The 17,173-nt window shown below is 68.4% G+C and carries 13 protein-coding genes and 1 tRNA gene; 4 read left to right on the top strand and 10 right to left on the bottom strand.

Annotated features, from left to right (window positions below; translation table 11 throughout):
- Positions 1 to 437: 437 nt before the first annotated feature.
- Genes ABLE43_RS13185 through ABLE43_RS13165 form a run of 5 tightly spaced genes read right to left on the bottom strand, consistent with a single transcriptional unit; the run spans position 438 to position 3,435 of the window.
- Positions 438 to 839: a thiol-disulfide oxidoreductase DCC family protein gene (locus tag ABLE43_RS13185; protein ID WP_348978898.1), complete on the bottom strand. Its 402-nt coding sequence runs from the start codon at positions 837 to 839 to the stop codon at positions 438 to 440.
- Entirely contained in the window at positions 832 to 1,365 is a 534-nt protein-coding gene (locus tag ABLE43_RS13180) for a DUF4166 domain-containing protein (RefSeq protein WP_348978897.1), read from the bottom strand. The genes ABLE43_RS13185 and ABLE43_RS13180 overlap by 8 nt, the downstream gene beginning before the upstream one ends.
- Positions 1,362 to 1,835: a DUF2269 family protein gene (locus tag ABLE43_RS13175; protein WP_348978896.1), complete on the bottom strand. Its 474-nt coding sequence runs from the start codon at positions 1,833 to 1,835 to the stop codon at positions 1,362 to 1,364. The genes ABLE43_RS13180 and ABLE43_RS13175 overlap by 4 nt, the downstream gene beginning before the upstream one ends.
- A complete protein-coding gene (locus ABLE43_RS13170) occupies positions 1,828 to 3,096 on the bottom strand; it encodes an SDR family oxidoreductase (RefSeq protein WP_348978895.1) in 1,269 nt (422 codons plus the stop codon). Before ABLE43_RS13170 ends, ABLE43_RS13175 begins: the two co-directional genes overlap by 8 nt.
- A gap of 15 nt (positions 3,097 to 3,111) precedes the next feature.
- The gene (locus ABLE43_RS13165; protein ID WP_017977961.1) at positions 3,112 to 3,435 is read right to left on the bottom strand and encodes a hypothetical protein; all 324 of its coding nucleotides are present in this window, start codon (positions 3,433 to 3,435) and stop codon (positions 3,112 to 3,114) included.
- A 164-nt stretch (positions 3,436 to 3,599) separates the two neighbouring features.
- Here ABLE43_RS13165 and ABLE43_RS13160 point away from each other — a divergent pair, with 164 nt between their 5' ends.
- Positions 3,600 to 5,342: a sensor histidine kinase gene (locus tag ABLE43_RS13160; RefSeq protein ID WP_348978894.1), complete on the top strand. Its 1,743-nt coding sequence runs from the start codon at positions 3,600 to 3,602 to the stop codon at positions 5,340 to 5,342.
- The gene (locus ABLE43_RS13155; RefSeq protein ID WP_348978893.1) at positions 5,339 to 6,691 is read left to right on the top strand and encodes a sigma-54-dependent transcriptional regulator; all 1,353 of its coding nucleotides are present in this window, start codon (positions 5,339 to 5,341) and stop codon (positions 6,689 to 6,691) included. Before ABLE43_RS13160 ends, ABLE43_RS13155 begins: the two co-directional genes overlap by 4 nt.
- A gap of 140 nt (positions 6,692 to 6,831) precedes the next feature.
- Here ABLE43_RS13155 and ABLE43_RS13150 read toward each other — a convergent pair whose 3' ends face one another.
- Positions 6,832 to 8,778: a site-specific integrase gene (locus ABLE43_RS13150; protein ID WP_348978892.1), complete on the bottom strand. Its 1,947-nt coding sequence runs from the start codon at positions 8,776 to 8,778 to the stop codon at positions 6,832 to 6,834.
- A 92-nt stretch (positions 8,779 to 8,870) separates the two neighbouring features.
- A tRNA-Gln gene (locus ABLE43_RS13145) sits at positions 8,871 to 8,945 on the bottom strand.
- A gap of 128 nt (positions 8,946 to 9,073) precedes the next feature.
- Here ABLE43_RS13145 and ABLE43_RS13140 point away from each other — a divergent pair.
- A complete protein-coding gene (locus ABLE43_RS13140; protein ID WP_348978891.1) occupies positions 9,074 to 9,553 on the top strand; it encodes a pyridoxamine 5'-phosphate oxidase family protein in 480 nt (159 codons plus the stop codon).
- 224 nt (positions 9,554 to 9,777) lie between these two features.
- On the opposite strand, the gene ABLE43_RS13135 is transcribed toward ABLE43_RS13140, so the two are convergent.
- Positions 9,778 to 11,010 (bottom strand): polyhydroxyalkanoate depolymerase, encoded by a 1,233-nt coding sequence (locus tag ABLE43_RS13135; protein ID WP_348978890.1) that lies wholly within the window; start codon positions 11,008 to 11,010, stop codon positions 9,778 to 9,780.
- A gap of 176 nt (positions 11,011 to 11,186) precedes the next feature.
- Between ABLE43_RS13135 and ABLE43_RS13130 the strand changes: the two genes are divergently transcribed.
- Positions 11,187 to 12,971: an ABC transporter transmembrane domain-containing protein gene (locus ABLE43_RS13130; RefSeq protein WP_348978889.1), complete on the top strand. Its 1,785-nt coding sequence runs from the start codon at positions 11,187 to 11,189 to the stop codon at positions 12,969 to 12,971.
- Between the two features lie 291 nt (positions 12,972 to 13,262).
- Here ABLE43_RS13130 and ABLE43_RS13125 read toward each other — a convergent pair whose 3' ends face one another.
- Both ABLE43_RS13125 and ABLE43_RS13120 read right to left on the bottom strand, forming a co-directional pair.
- On the bottom strand, positions 13,263 to 14,750 hold the full coding sequence (locus tag ABLE43_RS13125) for a DUF389 domain-containing protein (RefSeq protein WP_348978888.1): 1,488 nt from the start codon (positions 14,748 to 14,750) through the stop codon (positions 13,263 to 13,265).
- Positions 14,750 to 17,125, bottom strand: a complete 2,376-nt coding sequence (locus ABLE43_RS13120; RefSeq protein WP_348978887.1) for a ribonuclease R family protein — start codon at positions 17,123 to 17,125, stop codon at positions 14,750 to 14,752. Before ABLE43_RS13120 ends, ABLE43_RS13125 begins: the two co-directional genes overlap by 1 nt.
- Between the last annotated feature and the right edge of the window lie 48 nt (positions 17,126 to 17,173).

Below are 17,173 nucleotides of genomic sequence, written 5' to 3'. Positions count from 1 at the left end.
TGCAAGCTCAAGGAGTTCAAGCGCATCGCCATGCGAGCCTGCAAAACCGACCGCAGCTTCGAAGCCATGATCCACCTCGTCGGCGCCGTCATCAACTCACGATGAATCCCCACAGACCCTAGCTCTTGTCGACCTGGCCGGTTGGGAAGCGATCAAGGCGCGCTTTCACCTAACGCCTTACTTGGTCGGGAAGAGTGACATGGAAATGGATCTGAAGGGTATGAAGATCCGTCGCCGCGCCGCGGGCTGATCGCCAGGGCATGGGCCTCCGCTTTCGGCCTTCAAGCGATGGTTGAGATACGAGTCCGCTTCTCGACAACAACGGTCATTCGCCGCCGTCGGCCCGAGCGGCGGATTTGTCCCAATGCCCGTCGCCTTCGCTCCAACGCAGAGCAACATTGGCGAACTACTGCTTCCGGTATCGGGCAGGTGTGCGGCTATGATAGAACCCGCCCGGCATCCTCAGGTGCTGGACGCCAGCACGTCGACCGCCTGCCGAAGAAGCGATAGCGGTTACGGGCGATCCATCGGTAAGCCCGGTCGCGCAACCAGTTCGGCACCAAGCGGGCCACGCCCGCGACGCGCCACGGCCAGCCCAGGCCGGTGTAGATTGCGATCACCGCGTCACTGTCCCGCAGGACGTGGTCGCCATCGACGACCAGGATCGTGTCGGGATCGGTCGGGTCGATCCCGTGCCGATGGAACAGCGCCGCACCGGCGGCACCCTGCATCGCGGCCAGCCGGAAACGGTGCCGGCGATCGTGGCGGAGGATGAACTGGGCGTTGGCGGAGCACAGGACGCATTGCGCGTCGAACAGGATGATCGGGCCGTCAGTCATCGATCCGCTCCATGCGTCCGGTGTACCGGATGATCTGGCCGAAGGGCCAGAGGTCGACGGGCACGTCGAAGACGTAGCGCCCGTCGTCTTCATGTTCGCGGGCGTGACAATGCGGGCGGAAGGCAGAAGGCAGCGGGACGCCCAGGAAGCGGAAGCCAAGCAGGTCCAACCGGAGTGCGCTGTCCTCCACCGACACGCGGAAGATGTTGATCGCCATGCCCATCCGCTCGATCATCAATCCGTCACGCTCGACAAGCGTGCTGCCATAGCGGCGTCCGGGGAAATCGCGGTGCCAGTGCTCGGCGCCGCCGCGCCGCTCGAATTGCACCGTCACTGGAATGGCGGTCCCCGGCGCGGGGAGACGCATCATTCGGCAGAGCAGCCGGGCCAGTGGGTTCGGGTTCGCCTCGACCTGCGCCAGACCGCTCCAGCGCTGGTCGATCCCGCTGTCATGCGCCTCGCGCAAGACGGGCGGCAGATCATCGATCGTGCTGCCGAGAAGACGACGGAACAGGGGCTGGGTCACCACACGAACTCCGGTTTGGTCACCATCAGCCAGAAGATGACGATCACCCCGATAAAAGCCGGCCAGCCGAGCAGGAACCACATCCGCGACAGCTGGAAATAGCGCGCCGGTAGCGGCATGTCGGACGGGGTGGCGTCAGCGATGCGGCGCATCTGGATCTGAATGCCGACCACCGGCAACCAGCAGGCTCCGACCATCAGATAGAGCGCGATCGACGTCGCCAGCCAGCCGGTCGTCAGCGGAAAGCCCGCGATTTGCGCGAGCCACACCCCGGTCACCGGCTGAACGATGACGGCGGGGGTCGTGAACAGCCAGTCGGCGAGTACGACGTTGCGATTGACCACCCGGCGCGTGCCCGCGTCGCCGGAGCGGTTCGCCATCCAGCCATGGAAGGCGGTGCCGAGCCCGGTGCCGAACAACAGGGTGGAGCTGAGGATATGGACGGTTTTCAGCATCAGATAATCAGCCACGACGGATCTCCAGCGCGTTGACGGCGAGCGACAGGGCGAGGACGGCGACGTTCTTGGCGAGCGGACCGAAGGGATCGGCCCAGAGTTCGGGCGCGATATGGGTCAGGATCAGCGTGTAGGTCGCCATCAAGGCGATCCCCGCAAGCGCCGCGCCGCGTATCTGCAGAAGCAACGCAGCGCCGACCGCGATGTCGGCCAGCGCGCCTACGCATAAGGCGATCGTCGCCGCACTCCCCGACAGGCCGACCCGCGCCAGCCACGCCATGTTCGTCGCCGCCGGGGTGACGAACAACGGTATCGCTCCACCGGCGAACCAGACCAGCGCGAGCGCGGCGCGCAGGACCGGCGCGACGGGGACAAGTCGTGCCGTCCGCAGATCGCCATCGTCCGCCGGGCAGCGGGCTAGCGCCTGGGCGATCGGCGCCGGTCGAAAGCCGGTCGCTGCGACCAACGGCTCGACCGATGCCGTGTTGCCCGCCGCCAGCATCGCCAGTCCCTCTCGCGTCACCGGCCCGATGCCGAGGCGAGCCAATGCCGAGATCAGCCGTCGCGGAACCCTTACCCGCATCGTGTCCGGCAAGCCCAGCCAGCGGCGCAGGATCGCCACCAGCGCCGCAGTGGTCATCGGCTCCGGCCCGACCGCATCGATCCGGACGGCCAGCGGCAGCGGGGCGCGAAGCAGCCGAACCAGTATCTCGACCAGATCGTCGACATGGATCGGCTGAACCAAGCCATCGGCGCGACCGAGGCCCGGCGTGACCGGCAGCGCGGCGAGTGTGGTGAACAGCGCGCTGCTCTGCCCGCCATGGCCGATAACGAGCGACGGCCGGACGATCGCCCAGCCGATCGCGTCCCCCATCCCCGCCAGATGGTCGTCGGCAGCGGCCTTGCTGCGGTGATAGGCGCTGGCGGCATCGGCAGCCGCGCCCAGCGCGGAAATCTGGAGCACGCGGCCAACTCCGGCGGCGCGGCAGGCGTCGAATAACGCAATCGCCCCACCGGCATGGACGCGCGCATAGCCCCGATGGTCACCGAACAGCCCGGCGCAGTTGACCACCGCGTCGACGCCCGCCAGCCGCTCGCGCCAGTCCTCCAACCCGTCGGTGGCAAGGTCGCAGCGGATCGCCACCGCCCCCGGCAGGCGCCGCCTCAAGCGAACCGACGCGCGACCGGTTGCGGTGACACAGGCGCCCTCCGCCACCAGCCGGGCGGCAAGGTGCCGCCCGATAAAGCCGCTCGCGCCCACGATCAGGACACGCATGACGTCTCGCTCCCGTCAGGCGGCGGCGCGGGGGCTGCGGCTCCACACCGCCATGCCCATGCCGGCCAGCGCCATCAGGACACCAAGCAGCGCGCTGGTCATCGTGCCCTGCACCAGTTGGGTCGGCTCCGTAGCCACGCCGCGCCAGGACACAAACAGCATCGGCGTCACGACCATCATCACGGTCGACCACACCGTCCAAAAGCGTGACCGCTCCTCCGTTCCGCAGAGCTCGGCAAGCAAGATCGCCAGCGGGCGCCAGAGCACGACGGCGGCGAGCAACGAGATAAGCGCGGTCAGCGCATAGGTCAGCAGCAGAGCTGCGATCGGCAGCAACATGATTGGTCTCCCTTCAGTTGCCGGGCGACGATCGCCCGGCTCGGGAGAGGCATTGCGAATGGCATGCCAATTGCCACGACCGACGGAAATCCGTGCATTTCCGCCTGTCGGAATGTCCTGTGATGTTTACACGGTGAACGGAAGATGCTGCGATGCCGTCAACGATGGATATAGCTGTTAGCCTCTTCGCCTATATCGGCGCGCTTTCGCTGACCGCGATCGCCAGCGCATTATTGGCGCTGTTCGTGGCGCTCCGTGCCAGGGCCGTGCCGGGATCGACGCTGCTGGCGGTGTTCCTGCTGGGTGTCGCCCTGTGGAGTATCGCGCAGGTCCTGCCCGCCATCTTCGGTCCGGCCGTCGGGCCGGTGACGACCACGCTAATCGCGCTGTCGCCGCTGCCCGCTGCGGGGTTCATCCATCTCGCCTTCGCCTTCGCGCTATGCGGCGCGTTGCGGCCCGTCGCCATCGCCGCCTATGCGACCGCAGCCTTCACGACGCTGATCGGGCTGATCTTCGGTGTCGGCGCGGTCGTGCCTTGGCGCGAATTTCCGGGCATGTTCGTGCCCTCGACGATCGGCTGGTGCGTGCTGGCGGTCGCGGCCATACTGTCCATCGCCGGGCATCTGCGGCTGGCGCAGACCTGGCGCGAGCAGGACGGCCAGCACCGCCGACAGGCGGGCGCGGTGTTCGTCTCCAGCCTGATCGGGCTCGTCGCGCTGACCGGCTTCGCCTATCCGGCGTTGGGAATCGATGCTTATCCGTGGCCGGTCCTGCTGCTGCCCTTCTACTCGATAGCGCTGGTCTATGGCATCGTCCGGCACCGCTTCATGGCCGCGGACGTTTGGGCACGCCGGGGGCTGGTGTGGCTGCTGCTCGTCGCGGGCGCTGGGGCCGCCAGCGCGCTGATCGCCTCGCTGCCGCTGGCGCTGGCAGGGCGTCCGGCGGGGCTGTTCGCGACTTGGGCGGCGCTGGCGGCGACGCTGGCGCTGGGGCTGGCGATCCTTGCGCCATTGAAGCAACTGGCTGACCGGATCGTCTTTCCGGGCGGGCGGATCAGCGAGGCGGACTTGGCCGAATGGCGGGACCAATTGGCGGAGCCGACCGACGAAGCGGCATTGGGCGAGACGGCGCGTTCGCTCCTTCGACAGCGCTTGAGCCTGCCGGCGGATGGCCCGACGTTGTCGGTCGACGGCGAGACGGTGACCCTCACCGGCTGGGACGACGCGCCGATCGCCACGCGGCACGTCGCCGAGCGCTTCGCCGGACTGGTGACGGAGAGCGCCCGCCGCCTGACCGTCGCCCGCCGGTTGGTCGAGGCGGAGCGGGAGACGCGGCTGGCGGAACTCGGTGCGCTGGCGGCGACGGTCGCGCACGACCTGCGCAACCCGCTCGGGATCGTCCAGATGGCCGCTACCGGCGCGCCGCCAGAGATCCGCAGCGAGATAGGCGAGCAGGTGGCGCGCATGAACCATCTCGTCACCGACATTCTCGATTATGCCCGTGCCTGGACGATCATGCCGCAGCCGCTGATCGTGGCGGACCTTGTCACGTCATTGGGCGTGGAGGTCCATGTCCCGGACAGCCTGACGGTGGCGGCGGACCGCCACGCGCTGCTGCGTGCATTCACCAACCTCGTCGACAACGGCCGCGCGCTCGGCACGCGCGTTGCCATCTTCGCGGAGGTCGGGCCGCCGGTCACGATCGACATCTGCGACGACGGCCCGGGGATCCCGCCCGAAATCTCGGGCAGCCTGTTCCGCCCCTTCGTCTCGCGCCGCCCCGGCGGCGCCGGCCTCGGCCTCGCCATCGTCCGGCGAATCATGGAGGCGCATGGCGGCTCGGTGACCTTGGCCGAGCGACCCGGCTGGTCGACCTGTTTCCGCCTGACCTTCGGAGCATCCCGATGATCCTGCTCGCCGATGACGAACCCGCCTTCCAGCGGCTGACCGGCGCGTGGTTGCGGGGGCTTGGCCACGACGTGGAGGTCGTCGGCGATGGCGACGCGGCGTTGGCGGCATTCAAGGCCAAGCCGGTCGATCTGGTCCTGCTCGACCTCGCCATGCCGCCGCATCACGACCCAGCGGCAGGGCTGGCGCTGATCCCCTCCTTCGCGCCCGCCGCGGTGGTGGTAATGACCGGCCATGCCGACCATGCGCTGGCGCTGAAGGCGGTCGAGGCCGGGGCGTGGGATTTCCTCGCCAAACCAGTCGATCCCGACATGCTGCGCGTCGTCGTCGGCCGCGCTCTGGAGCGGGCGCGACTCGCGCGCGAGGTCGCGACCCTGCGGGCGCAGGCGGGGGCGGAAGAGGATATGGGACTGGTTGGCACCTCACCGACGATGGCGGGGTTGCGCGACCTGATCCGCCGCGTCGCGCCGACCCGGCTCCCTGCGCTAGTGCTGGGGCCGAGCGGCACCGGCAAGGAACTGGTCGCCCGCGCGATCCACGCCGCCTCGCCGCGCGCCACCCGGTCTCTGGTCCCGATCCACTGCGGCGCGGTGCCGGCCGAATTGCTGGAAAGCGAGCTATTCGGGCATCTGAAGGGCAGCTTCACCGGCGCCACTGTCGATCGGCCCGGCCTGATCGAGACGGCGCATGGCGGCACGCTGTTCCTCGACGAGATCGGCGAGATGCCGCCTGCGATGCAGGTCAAACTGCTGCGCTTCCTCAACGACGGCAGCTATCAGCCGGTTGGTGCCCGCGCGCCGCGCGAGGCCGATGTGCGGATCGTGGCGGCGACGCATCGCGACCTCGCCGCCGCCGTGGCCGAGGGCAGCTTCCGCGAAGACCTGTTCTACCGGCTCAAAGGCGTCGTCCTGCGCACACCCTCGCTGGCCGAGCGGGCGACGGATGTGCCGCTGCTGGCCAGACTGTTCCTGCGACGGGCGAGCGAAGGGCGCGCGAGCTTCGCACCCGATGCGCTGGATTGGTTGGCTGTCAGGGCGTGGCCCGGCAACGTCCGCGAATTGCGCGCGGCCATCGAATGCGCCGCCGCGCTGGCGATCCCGGGCGCGGCTGGCACGATCGTCACCGCCGCCGACCTCGCCTTCGCGGTCGGCGACGCTCCTCCAGAAAACGTCGCCCCGGCCGCTTCCCGAAGTCTCGAAGAGGAAGTCGCCGCGCTGGAACGCCGCCGCATCGTCGAGGCGCTCGAACGTACCGGGCACAACCACACCCATACCGCGCGCGAACTGGGCCTGTCGCGGGTCGGCTTGCTTAAGAAGATGGATCGGATGGGGCTTCGGTCGTTACTCTAACGAATACGCGACAGCATTCGTCTGTTTTGGATCGTTGCTGGATGAAAGGTTAAGATCACGCCAAATCCACCAATGTCTACCGGCCTAATTTGGTAGCGCTTTCCTTCATACCTGACACCGTTGAATGCCGCACATCAAAATCATGCAGCCGCTTTGAATCGGGCCGGACGAGGTTGGCGGCTGGAGGCGGGCAGAAGGCGCGTCGGTCGCGGCGGAAGGCGGTCGGTAACCTTCGGGATCTGGTCCACTGCCTCCTTCAACCGGATCAGCCGTGCCGCCTTCGAATAGCGACTGGCGGTTTCCCCGCTCATGGTATGCCCAACGAGATCGGCACGCGTTTCGAGAAAAACCTCGCGGTGCTTCAGTTCCGTCGTGACCGTGTGCCGGAACGAGTGGATGGCCTGCCCCGGCTCGATGAAGTCCAGCTTCCTGGCGATTTTCATCCACCAGTTTTTGTAGAAGACATCGCCATAGCTCCGCTTGCCCGACGCGGTGCGAAGCTCGGGAAACAGCATCGTTTCGCCCGCGGCGCGCAGCGCCTTGACGTAGTCCGGCAGCCCGAGCCGCATTAGTTCGTCAGCGAATGGCACCAGTCGCACCGCCGCCCTGTTCTTGACGCGCCCGCCGTTCTCGTCGGTGATCGTGAAGAACCAGATTCCGTTCTCCTCGCCGATGTCGTCAAGCGTCAGCTGGCAGATCTCCTCACGCCGGCAGCCGGTGTACCAGGCGATGGGCAGCACCCAGAAACCCGCGTCGTGCCAGATTTCAACCCCTTGCTCGAGCCGACGCCCGAGCGATCGCGAACCGGTCCAGATCGGCAGACGAAACAGTTGCCGCCCCTCCTCCTCGGTATACGCATCGCGCTGATCGCGCGCGTCGCGGTCATCCTCGTACAGGAAGTCGGACCAATCGATGGTGGCGACGCCGTCGACCTGCTTGCCGACCCATGCCACCAGTTCCTTCAGAAAGAGGAAGTGGCGGTTCGTGCTGGTCGACTGGAGCCCGATCGTCTTCGCGTCGCGCGTGCCGGCCTTGATCTCAGCCTCCGCCTCGCGGCAGATCTCCTCGAGCGACATCGTGTCGTGGCGCCGCGACTTGTGGTGGCTGACGGGCAAACGGGAGAAGTGCTCGTTGAGACGGACGACGTCCTCACGCCCAACGAGGCGTATCGGGCGGGCACCATAGCTTTTCTCGAGCAGGCGCGCCGCCGACAGGAACTGGGTCCTAGTCTTCTCCGTCCAGCGCGCCTTGCGTCTTGCGTCACCGACGATCTTGGGATTGTCGGCGATGAACCGCTCTGCGGCCTCGGTCGGCGTCATCGATGCCCAAGGCTCGGCCACCTCGGGCAAGTGCGGCGAGACTGGAGCAGGGACAGCGCCGGGCGCGGCGGCAACAGCGGCTAAGGGCATCGCCGCGGCCGGGCCACGATCGTCGGTCATTGTCGCCCACATCGTCGCGGGATCGACAAGGCGACGCCGATATTCCAGTGCAGCCGCCAGCCTTCCCTCAAGATTGACCTTCCGGGCGATGTCGAGATTGTCCTGGGTCTCGGCGACGCCCACCGTTCGAAGATCCTGAGCCGCCTTGTCATGCGACCGTTCACGCCAGTCCGGCCGGTCTGCAAAGAAGTCGATCAGCGTCTCCTTCTGCTCGTCCGTCAGTCCGGAAAAGCGTGCCTCGACGTGCTCGCGGCTGCCCACGTTCTCCGGAACGCCGTTCACGACGAAATCCCTTAGCATCACCTCGTAGATGCCGACGAGGCCCTCGATCATAAAAGTCGCGTCGGGATCGGTGCGCTGGTAGCCGACGTGGACCCGCTCGAGATGATCGCGCATCCCCTCCATCGCCTCACGGAAGATTCCGGCCTTCTGGACGGTCGTCAGACTTGCGGCTCGGCCGTCCTGGCCCAAGGTCATCTTCAGCGTCTCACTCTTCGCCGTCATCGCGCACCCCATGCTGCGCGCCACCGCCTGGGCGGTCGTTCGGAGGCTGAGGCGTAGGGTAAAAGGCTTACCATCCTGAAAACGGACGGTACGGCGCCAGTAATAGACGGCGCCTCGGCGCTCGACGTTCTGGATCGCAGGCACGGCATCTCCACATGGAGCCGTCACACCCACCGGCCCAATCCAGTGGTTGCGACCGATTTCCTGCCGCTAAAACAATAACTTAGATGGAAATATGGCTGGGGCGGCAGGATTCGAACCTACGAATGCCGGTACCAAAAACCGGTGCCTTACCGCTTGGCGACGCCCCAGCGGCCGCGGGTGTCGCGGCAGGGGGTCCACCTAGGGCGATCGGGGCGATTGCGCAATGGGGTTTGGCCGCCACGGAAACCTCGCCGCGCTGAACCGTTCTGCTGCGACAACAGCCAAGGAACGAGCGATGTCGACCAAGAGCCCTGCCGAAATCCGCGAAGCGATGTGGAAGGCGATGGCTGCCAGCCCCTATGTGATGCTCGGCCTGACCGGCAAGCACACCCATAGCGAACCGATGTACGCCGTGCTGGACGAGGACGCGCACAGCGAATTCTGGTTCTACACCAAGCGCGACAACCGCGCCGCCGAGGGCGGCCCGGCGATGGTGCAGTTCGTCGCCAAGGGGCACGACCTGTTCGCCTGCATCAGCGGCACGCTGAGCGAGGAAACCGACCCGGCGGTGATCGATCGCTATTGGTCGAGCCAGGTCGAGGCGTGGTACGAACAGGGCCGGCAGGACCCGTCGCTGCTGATGCTGCGCTTCGACCTCGACAGCGCGGAAATCTGGGAAACCGACCAGTCGCTGCTGGGCAAGCTGAAGATGTTCACCGGCCACACGATCAAGGGCGGCGAAGAGGCCGGGAGCCACGCCAAGGTCGACGTCTGATCCGACCCGGCCGGAGACGGACATGAAACGGGCGGGGAAGCGCTTCCCCCGCCCGCCTTGCGTCAGGGCGTGACGACTTCAGGCGGACCCATTCGTGCCGAGTAGAAGCTGAGCTTGTCGAAGCCTCGTATCGAAGCACCCGCCCGAGGCGGTCCTTGGATACGCCGTTTCGACAGGCTCAATCGCTACTCAGGGCGACCGGGTACGTCGCATGTCCTCGGGTTCTAGCCGTTGTGGCGGGTGATCCATTCCTCCAGCACCGGCGCGATGCGGTTGCGCCATTTCGATCCGTTGAAGATGCCGTAATGGCCGACGCCCTCGGCCATGTGATACTGCTTCATCTCCTCGGGCAGCGCGGTCGCCAGCGTCAGCGCGGCGCGTGTCTGGCCGAGGCCGGAGATGTCGTCGCGCTCGCCCTCGATCGCGAGGATCGCGGTGTCGGTGATCGCCCCCGCATCCACGGGACGCCCGCGATGCTGCATCGTACCCCTCGGCAGGGCGTGCGACTGGAACACCGTGTCGATCGTCTGGAGATAGAATTCGGCGGTCATGTCGCACACCGCGCGATATTCCTCATAGAAGCGCTGCGTGGTGCTGGCCCCCTCGCCGTCGCCCTGCACCAGATGCTTGAACATCTCGTAATGCGAGATCATGTGGCTGCCGAGGTTCATGCTCATGAACCCGGCGAGTTGCAGGAAGCCCGGATAGACGCGGCGGCCCGCGCCCGGATAGGTCATCGGCACGGTCGCGATCACATTCTGCTCGAACCACGCATGCGGGCGTTCGGTCGCGAGCGTGTTGACCGCGGTCGGCGCCTCGCGCGTGTCGATCGGGCCGCCCATCATGGTCAGCGTGCGCGGGCGGTTGGGATGCCGGTCCGCACCCATCAGCGCGGTCGCGGCATAGACCGGGACCGAGGGCTGGCACACCGCCAGCACATGCGCGCGCGGATCGCCCGCCTCGCCGATCTTCTCGAGGAAGGCGATGACGTAATCGATATAGTCGTCGAGGTCGAAGCGCCCGGCCGACAGCGGCACCAGCTTCGCGTCGCGCCAGTCGGTGATGTAGACGTCGGCGAACGGCAGCATCCGCTCCACGGTGCCGCGCAGCAGCGTGGCGTAATGGCCGCTCATCGGCGCGACGATCAGCAGCTTGGGGCTGCCCTCCACCCCTTCGCGGACGAAGCGCTTCAGCTGGCCGAACGGGCGGCGCAGCACGATCTCCTCGCGCACCGCGACCTCGCGGCCGTCGATGACGGTATGGTCCAGCCCGAAGGCGGGCTTGCCGCGCGGGGCGGCGGCATGGGCGAACACCGCCAGCGCCGATCCGAGCACCGGCCCGCCGCCGAAATAGGCGAAGGGATTGCTGGGGTTCTGCAGCAGCCCGGCCCCGACATTGGCCATGGCGCTGGCCCCGGCGAGCAGCGAACGCTGCCATTCATATGCATCGTACAGCATCGACTTCCCCGAGTGACTGTTACGGGGAACGACCCGTTCCCGTAAAAATATAGCGAATCGTTGCGGCGGGCAACTGGTCCGAAGGTAGCGTCCCGCCGCCGAGACTTCGTTGTCTCCAAGCAACGAACGGGCCGGGTGGTTCCCCTTTCGCGTCGTTCGCGCTAGGCACCACGCCCATGGCAGACCCGGCCCCCGCCCCCGCCCCCGACCGCAACAAGATGCTGCCCGCGCTGGCGCTCGTGTGGCGCTTCACCTTCGCCTACAAGCTGCAACTGGTCGGCGCGCTGGTGTCGCTGGTCACGGCGGCGGTGGCGACGCTGTGGATTCCGCGCACCTTCAAGCAGGTGGTCGACAACGGTTTCGCGACCGGCGCGGACGTGGCGGCGATCGCCCCCTATTTCGAGGGGCTGCTGGGCGTCGTCGTCGTGCTGGCGATCGCCACCGCCGGGCGCTTCTATTTCGTGTCGTGGCTGGGGGAGCGCACCGTCGCCGACCTGCGCGTCGCGGTGCATCGCAACCTCCTCACCCTGTCGCCCGGCTGGTTCGAGGAGAACCGCCCGTCGGAGATCGCATCGCGCCTGACCGCCGATACCGCCATCGTCGAGGGGATCGTGAGCACCACCGTGTCGGTCGCGCTGCGCAACCTGCTGGTCGGCATCGGCGGGGTGATCTACCTCTTCGCGCTGGCGCCCAAGCTCGCCGCGTACCTCATCGTCGGCATCCCGCTGATCGTGCTGCCGATCATGTGGCTGGGCGGGCGGGTGCGCAAGCTGTCGCGCTCCAGCCAGGACCGGATCGCCGATATCGGATCGATCGCGTCGGAAACGCTGGGCGCGATGAAGATCGTGCAGGCGTTCGGGCAGGAACCGCGCGAGGGCGACCGGTTCGAGGCGGCGGTGGAACGCGGGTTCCAGACCGCCAAGAAGCGCTTCGCCACCCGCGCCGTCATGACCGCCTTCGTCATCGGGATGCTCTTCGCCGCGATCACTCTCATCATGTGGGATGCGGTCAGCGATGTCGCGTCGGGGCGGACGACCGGCGGATCGATCACCGCCTTCGTCATCACCGCCGGTCTCGTCACCGGATCGTTCGGCGCGCTGACCGAAGTGTACGGCGACCTGCTGCGCGCATCGGGAGCCGCCGGGCGGCTCGCCGAACTGCTGGCGCAACGCCCGGTGATCGCCGCGCCCGCGCGGCCGCTCGCGCTGCCCGAACCGGCGCGCGGGGCTTTGGGGTTCGATCACGTCCGCTTCCGCTATCCGACCCGGCCCGAGGTGGCGGCGCTCTCCGACTTCACCCTGAGCGTCGAGCCGGGCGAGACGGTGGCGGTGGTCGGCCCCTCCGGTGCAGGCAAGTCGACGCTGTTCCAGCTGATCCAGCGCTTCTACGACCCCGAAGCCGGGCGCGTCCTGATCGAGGGCGTCGACGTGCGCGACGCCGATCCGGCGGCGGTGCGCGCCCGCATCGCGATGGTGCCGCAGGAGACGGTGATCTTCGCCGCCTCCGCCCGCGACAATCTGCGCTATGGCCGCTGGGACGCCGACGATGGTGCGCTATGGGCGGCGGCGGAGGCGGCCAATGCCGCCGGTTTCCTGCGCGCGTTGCCCGAGGGCCTCGACACCTATCTGGGCGAGGGCGGCGCGCGACTGTCGGGCGGGCAGCGCCAGCGGATCGCCATCGCCCGCGCGCTGCTGCGCGACGCGCCGATCCTGCTGCTGGACGAGGCGACGTCGGCGCTCGATGCCGAGAGCGAGCGGCTGGTGCAGGACGCGCTGGAACGGCTGATGGCCAGGCGGACGACGCTGGTGATCGCGCACCGGCTGGCGACGGTGCGCGCCGCGTCGCGGATCATCGTGATGGACCAGGGGCGGATCGTCGAGACGGGGCGGCACGGTGAACTGATCGCGGCGGGCGGGCTGTATGCGCGGCTGGCGAATTTGCAGTTCCACGAACCGGCGTGATCCTGAGCGACGGGGAGGCTCAACCGCATCCCGTACTCCGGCGGAGGCCGGGGTCCAGTCGCGATGCGTTGCCGATCGTTCGCGACCGTTCTCCAACTGGACCCCGGCCCTCGCCGGGGTACGGCTGTACAATAGATCTTGAAAACTACAGTAAAGTCTAACACCGTTCGTGCTGAGTAGGGACTGAGCGTGGCGAAGGCCCGTATCGAAGCACCCTGCACGGTCCTTCGATACGCCATTTCGACAAGCTCAATGGCTACTCAGGACGAACGGGAGGGCGTACGCAGCGTCTCAGCGAACCGGGTTCGGCCCGTCGCTCGTCTGCTCCCCGGTCGCCGCCCACGCCAGCCGGAGCGCCCCGGCCCCCTCGCCCGCCCGCGCCTGCCCGCCGCGGGCGACGATCGCCCCGGCCAGCGCGTCCCGCTGCGCCGCCAGCCCGCCGGTGACGGCCACGACCCGCCCGGTGCGCGCCGACAGCCACGCCACGTCGTCGATCGCCCGCGCGTCGGCGATCCCCGCCACGAACGGGATCGCAGGCGGCGCGTCGCCGGTGGCGGGGGGCACCACCTCGACCCGCCAGCCCGGCGCCGCCGCGCGCGCCCGCGCCTCGATCACGCGGTAGCCCGCAGGGGGCAGTCCCGGCAGTTCGGCGGCGGCGACGCGGACGATCCGCTGCGGTTCGTCCACCGTCACGCTCTCCGGCGCGGCGCCCGTGACCAGTGCGATCTGTCCGACGATCCGGTCGCGCGCGGGCGCGATGCCCGACGATGCCTTGGCGATCTGCGCCGCCTCGGTCGCCTGCGGGTCGATCGAACTGCGGATCTGGTCGACGTGCAGGTCGATCCGCCGGTCGAGCCGCTCGGTCAGCCGCGCCGCGATCGCCGCATCGGCCCCGCTGTCCAGCGTCGGCGTCAGCAGCACCGCGCGCACCCGCACCGCCTGTCGATCATAATCGATCTCGAGCTGGCTCAGCCGCGCATCGTCGGGAAAGCGCGACAGGATGGCGCTGCGCACCTGCCGCTGCGCCACCGCCTCGAACGCGATCTGGCGCAGCGCCGCGACCAGCGGCACCGACAGCGCCAGCATCGCGCCCGCGAACAGCACGATCTGGAAGGTGGTGTTGCCCGGCGTCAGGTGCCGCCCGAAGCCGTAGAGCCGCGCCATGAACGCCGCGGTCAGCGCGATGGTGACGAGGTTGGTAAGGAACAGCAGCAGCGCGCCGCCCGCGACCGTCGCATTGCCGGTGGCGATGCCGAAGCCGACGACGCACAAGGGCGGCATCAGCGCGATGGCGATCGCCACGCCGACCACCGTATTCCCCCGCCCCCGGATCAGCGCATAGGCGCCCGCCAATGCCGAGAAGAACGCGACGAGCAGGTCGAACAGCGTCGGGCGCGTCCGCCCGGCGATCTCCGACGTGATCGTCTGGATCGGCGACAATGCCACCAGCAGCGCCGACAGCCCCACCGCCAGCCCTGCGCCCACGGCCAGCGCGAACAGCGACTTGCGGATATCGGGCACGTCGAGCACCGCGATGCCGAAGCCGAGGCCGATGATCGGCATCATCAGCGGCGACACCAGCATCGCCCCGATCAGCACCGCGACCGACGGCATCAGCAGCCCCAGCAACGACAGCGCCATCGACACCACGATCATGAAGCCGTAGCGCCACGACCAGCCCGCCTCCTCCGCGACCTGCCGCAGCACCGCGTCGTGATCGACGCTGCCGATCACCCGCATCCGCCACCACCGCCCGAACCGCCCGCGCCGCGCCGCCATCAGCGCTTGCGTCCGTTGTGGCGGATGTTGGCCGGGCGACCGCGCCGTTTCAGCGTCCGGGGCGCGCCCTTGTGGCGGATGGTGCGGCTGTCGCCGCCGCCCGCCGATCCCTTGCCGTCGGGCAGCTCGAAGCGCAGCGCGCCCGACACCGGATTCGCCTCCGCGAGGCGCAGTTGCAGCCGCATGCCGGAAGCGAACGTCTCGCCGCTATGGTCGCCGATCAGCGCCTGCGCGCCTTCGTCGAAGCGGAAATATTCCTGCCCCAGGTCGCGCGCGGGGACGAGGCCGTCGCCGCCCACCCCCTCGACCGTCGCGAAGAAGCCGAAGGCGGCGACGCCGGTGATCCGCGCCTCCATCACCTGCCCGACATGTTCCGCCAGATAGGCGGCGACGTACCGGTCCACGGTTTCGCGCTCCGCCTCCATCGCCCGGCGTTCGAGGCCGCTGATCGCCTCGCCCACCCGCTCCATGTTCGCCGCGTCGCTCTCCGCCAGCGCGCCTTCGCCAAGGCCATAGGCCCCGACCAGCGAACGGTGCACGATCAGGTCGGCATAGCGCCGGATCGGCGAGGTGAAATGCGCATAGCTGCCGAGCGACAGGCCGAAATGCCCGTGGTTCTGCGGGCCGTAATAGGCCTGGGTCTGGGTCCGCAGCACCTGTTCCATCACCTGCGGACGGAAATCGGCCTCGCCGATGCGTGCGAGCACTTGGTTGAAGGTGGCGGGGCGGATCACCTGTCCGAGGGCGAAGGGCACGTCGAAGGTCTCGAGATAGTCCTTCAACGCCACCAGCTTTTCGCGCGTCGGCGGTTCGTGGACGCGGTACATGACCGGCGCCTTCTTCGCCTCCAGCGCCTTGGCGGCGGCGACGTTGGCGGCGATCATGTAATCCTCGATCAGCCGCATCGAATCGAGCCGTTCGCGTGGGCTCACCGAGAGGATGCGCCCCTTCTCGTCCAGCACGATCCGCCGTTCGGGCAGGTCGAGGTCGAGTGGCTCGCGCGCGGCCCGCGCCTTCGCCAGCGCCGCCCAGCAGCCCCACAGGGGTTTCAGCGCGCCTTCGACCAGTTCGGGCGGCACCGGCGCATCGGCCACGCCGTCGATCGCCGCTTGCGCATGCTCATAGGCGATGTTCGCCGCGACCCGGATCACCGCGCGGGTGAAGCGCCAGTCGCGGAGCTTGCCGTCCCTGCCGATCGTCAGGTGGCAGACCAGCGCCGCCCGGTCCTGCCCCGCCTTCAGCGAACAGACGTCGGCGGAGAGGATCTCGGGCAGCATCGGCACCACCCGGTCGGGGAAATACACGCTGTTGCCGCGCGACCTTGCGGACTTGTCGAGTTCGGAACCGGGCCGGACGTAGAAGGACACGTCGGCGATCGCGACGATCGCCTTCCAGCCGCCGTCGTTGCCCGGATCGTCGTCCGGCGCGGCCCAGACCGCATCGTCATGGTCGCGCGCATCGATCGGATCGATCGCGACGATGGGGAGATGGCGTAAATCCTCCCTCCCCGATCCTCCCCGGGACGGGGAGGGGGACCGTCCGGAGGACGGTGGAGGGGGGCTTCCACCGGCGGAACGTTCGTGGCCATCCCCCTCCGCCACCGCTTCGCGGCGGTCCCCCTCCCCGCGGAGCGGGAAGGATCGGACAGGATACCCCGCGACCTTGCGCGCCTCGGCCAGCACTTCTTCCGAGAACACGTCCGGAATGCCGTGCTTGTGGATCGCGATCAGCGAGAAGCTGCGCGCCGCGAACGGGTCGCCCAGCCGTTCGACCACCTTGGCGGTGATCCGCGGCGGGCGTCCGGCCATGTGCGCCAGCACGAGATCGCCCGGCCCCGCGCCGCCTGCGTCCGACACCGGCACCTCGCGCCGTTCCTTCTTGTCGACGCCCTGCAGCCACAGCCGGTCGCCGTCCTGCCGCAGCACGCCCAGCACCGCCTCGCTCACCCGGTCGAGCTTCTTCATCGGATAGGCGATCCAGCCGCTACCGGCCTCCTCGGTGCGCGCCAGCACCCGGTCGCCCACCCCCAGCGCGCTGCGCCCGCGTTCGCGCAGCCGCACCTTGGGCGGCGGCGTCTCCGCCTCCCAGCGCTCCGGCACCGCCCAGACATTGCCGCCGTCGTCCACGTCGGCGACGCGCAGCACCGTCACCTTGGGCAGCCCGCCCATCTTGTGGAACGCGCGGCCCGGCGCGCTGTCGATCAGCCCCTCGTCGGCCATGTCCTTCAGCAATGCCTTGAGCGAAATCTTCTGCTGCGCCGAAAGGCCGAAGGCGCGGGCGATCTCGCGCTTGCCCGCGGGCGTGTCGGACTGCTGGATGAAGTCGAGGATCTGCTCGCGGGTGGGCAGGCCGGGCGGCGATTTGGAACGTACCATCGCCCGAGACATAGGGCGACTTGAGCGGAACACCAAGCAAGCGGGAGC

Source organism: Sphingomonas silueang (genome assembly GCF_040049155.1).
Classification (GTDB): Bacteria; Pseudomonadota; Alphaproteobacteria; order Sphingomonadales; family Sphingomonadaceae; genus Sphingomonas; species Sphingomonas silueang.
This window is presented reverse-complemented; position numbering and strand designations above follow the sequence as displayed.

Bases quoted from the DNA above. Each gene is read 5' to 3' on its own strand.
- ABLE43_RS13185 (WP_348978898.1), bottom strand. From the start codon at position 839: ATGACTGACGGCCCGATCATCCTGTTCGACGCGCAATGCGTCCTGTGC.
- ABLE43_RS13170 (WP_348978895.1), bottom strand. From the start codon at position 3,096: ATGCGTGTCCTGATCGTGGGCGCGAGCGGCTTTATCGGGCGGCACCTT.
- ABLE43_RS13165 (WP_017977961.1), bottom strand. From the start codon at position 3,435: ATGTTGCTGCCGATCGCAGCTCTGCTGCTGACCTATGCGCTGACCGCG.
- ABLE43_RS13160 (WP_348978894.1), top strand. From the start codon at position 3,600: ATGGATATAGCTGTTAGCCTCTTCGCCTATATCGGCGCGCTTTCGCTG.
- ABLE43_RS13155 (WP_348978893.1), top strand. From the start codon at position 5,339: ATGATCCTGCTCGCCGATGACGAACCCGCCTTCCAGCGGCTGACCGGC.
- ABLE43_RS13140 (WP_348978891.1), top strand. From the start codon at position 9,074: ATGTCGACCAAGAGCCCTGCCGAAATCCGCGAAGCGATGTGGAAGGCG.
- ABLE43_RS13135 (WP_348978890.1), bottom strand. From the start codon at position 11,010: ATGCTGTACGATGCATATGAATGGCAGCGTTCGCTGCTCGCCGGGGCC.
- ABLE43_RS13130 (WP_348978889.1), top strand. From the start codon at position 11,187: ATGGCAGACCCGGCCCCCGCCCCCGCCCCCGACCGCAACAAGATGCTG.
- ABLE43_RS13125 (WP_348978888.1), bottom strand. From the start codon at position 14,750: ATGGCGGCGCGGCGCGGGCGGTTCGGGCGGTGGTGGCGGATGCGGGTG.
- ABLE43_RS13120 (WP_348978887.1), bottom strand. From the start codon at position 17,125: ATGGTACGTTCCAAATCGCCGCCCGGCCTGCCCACCCGCGAGCAGATC.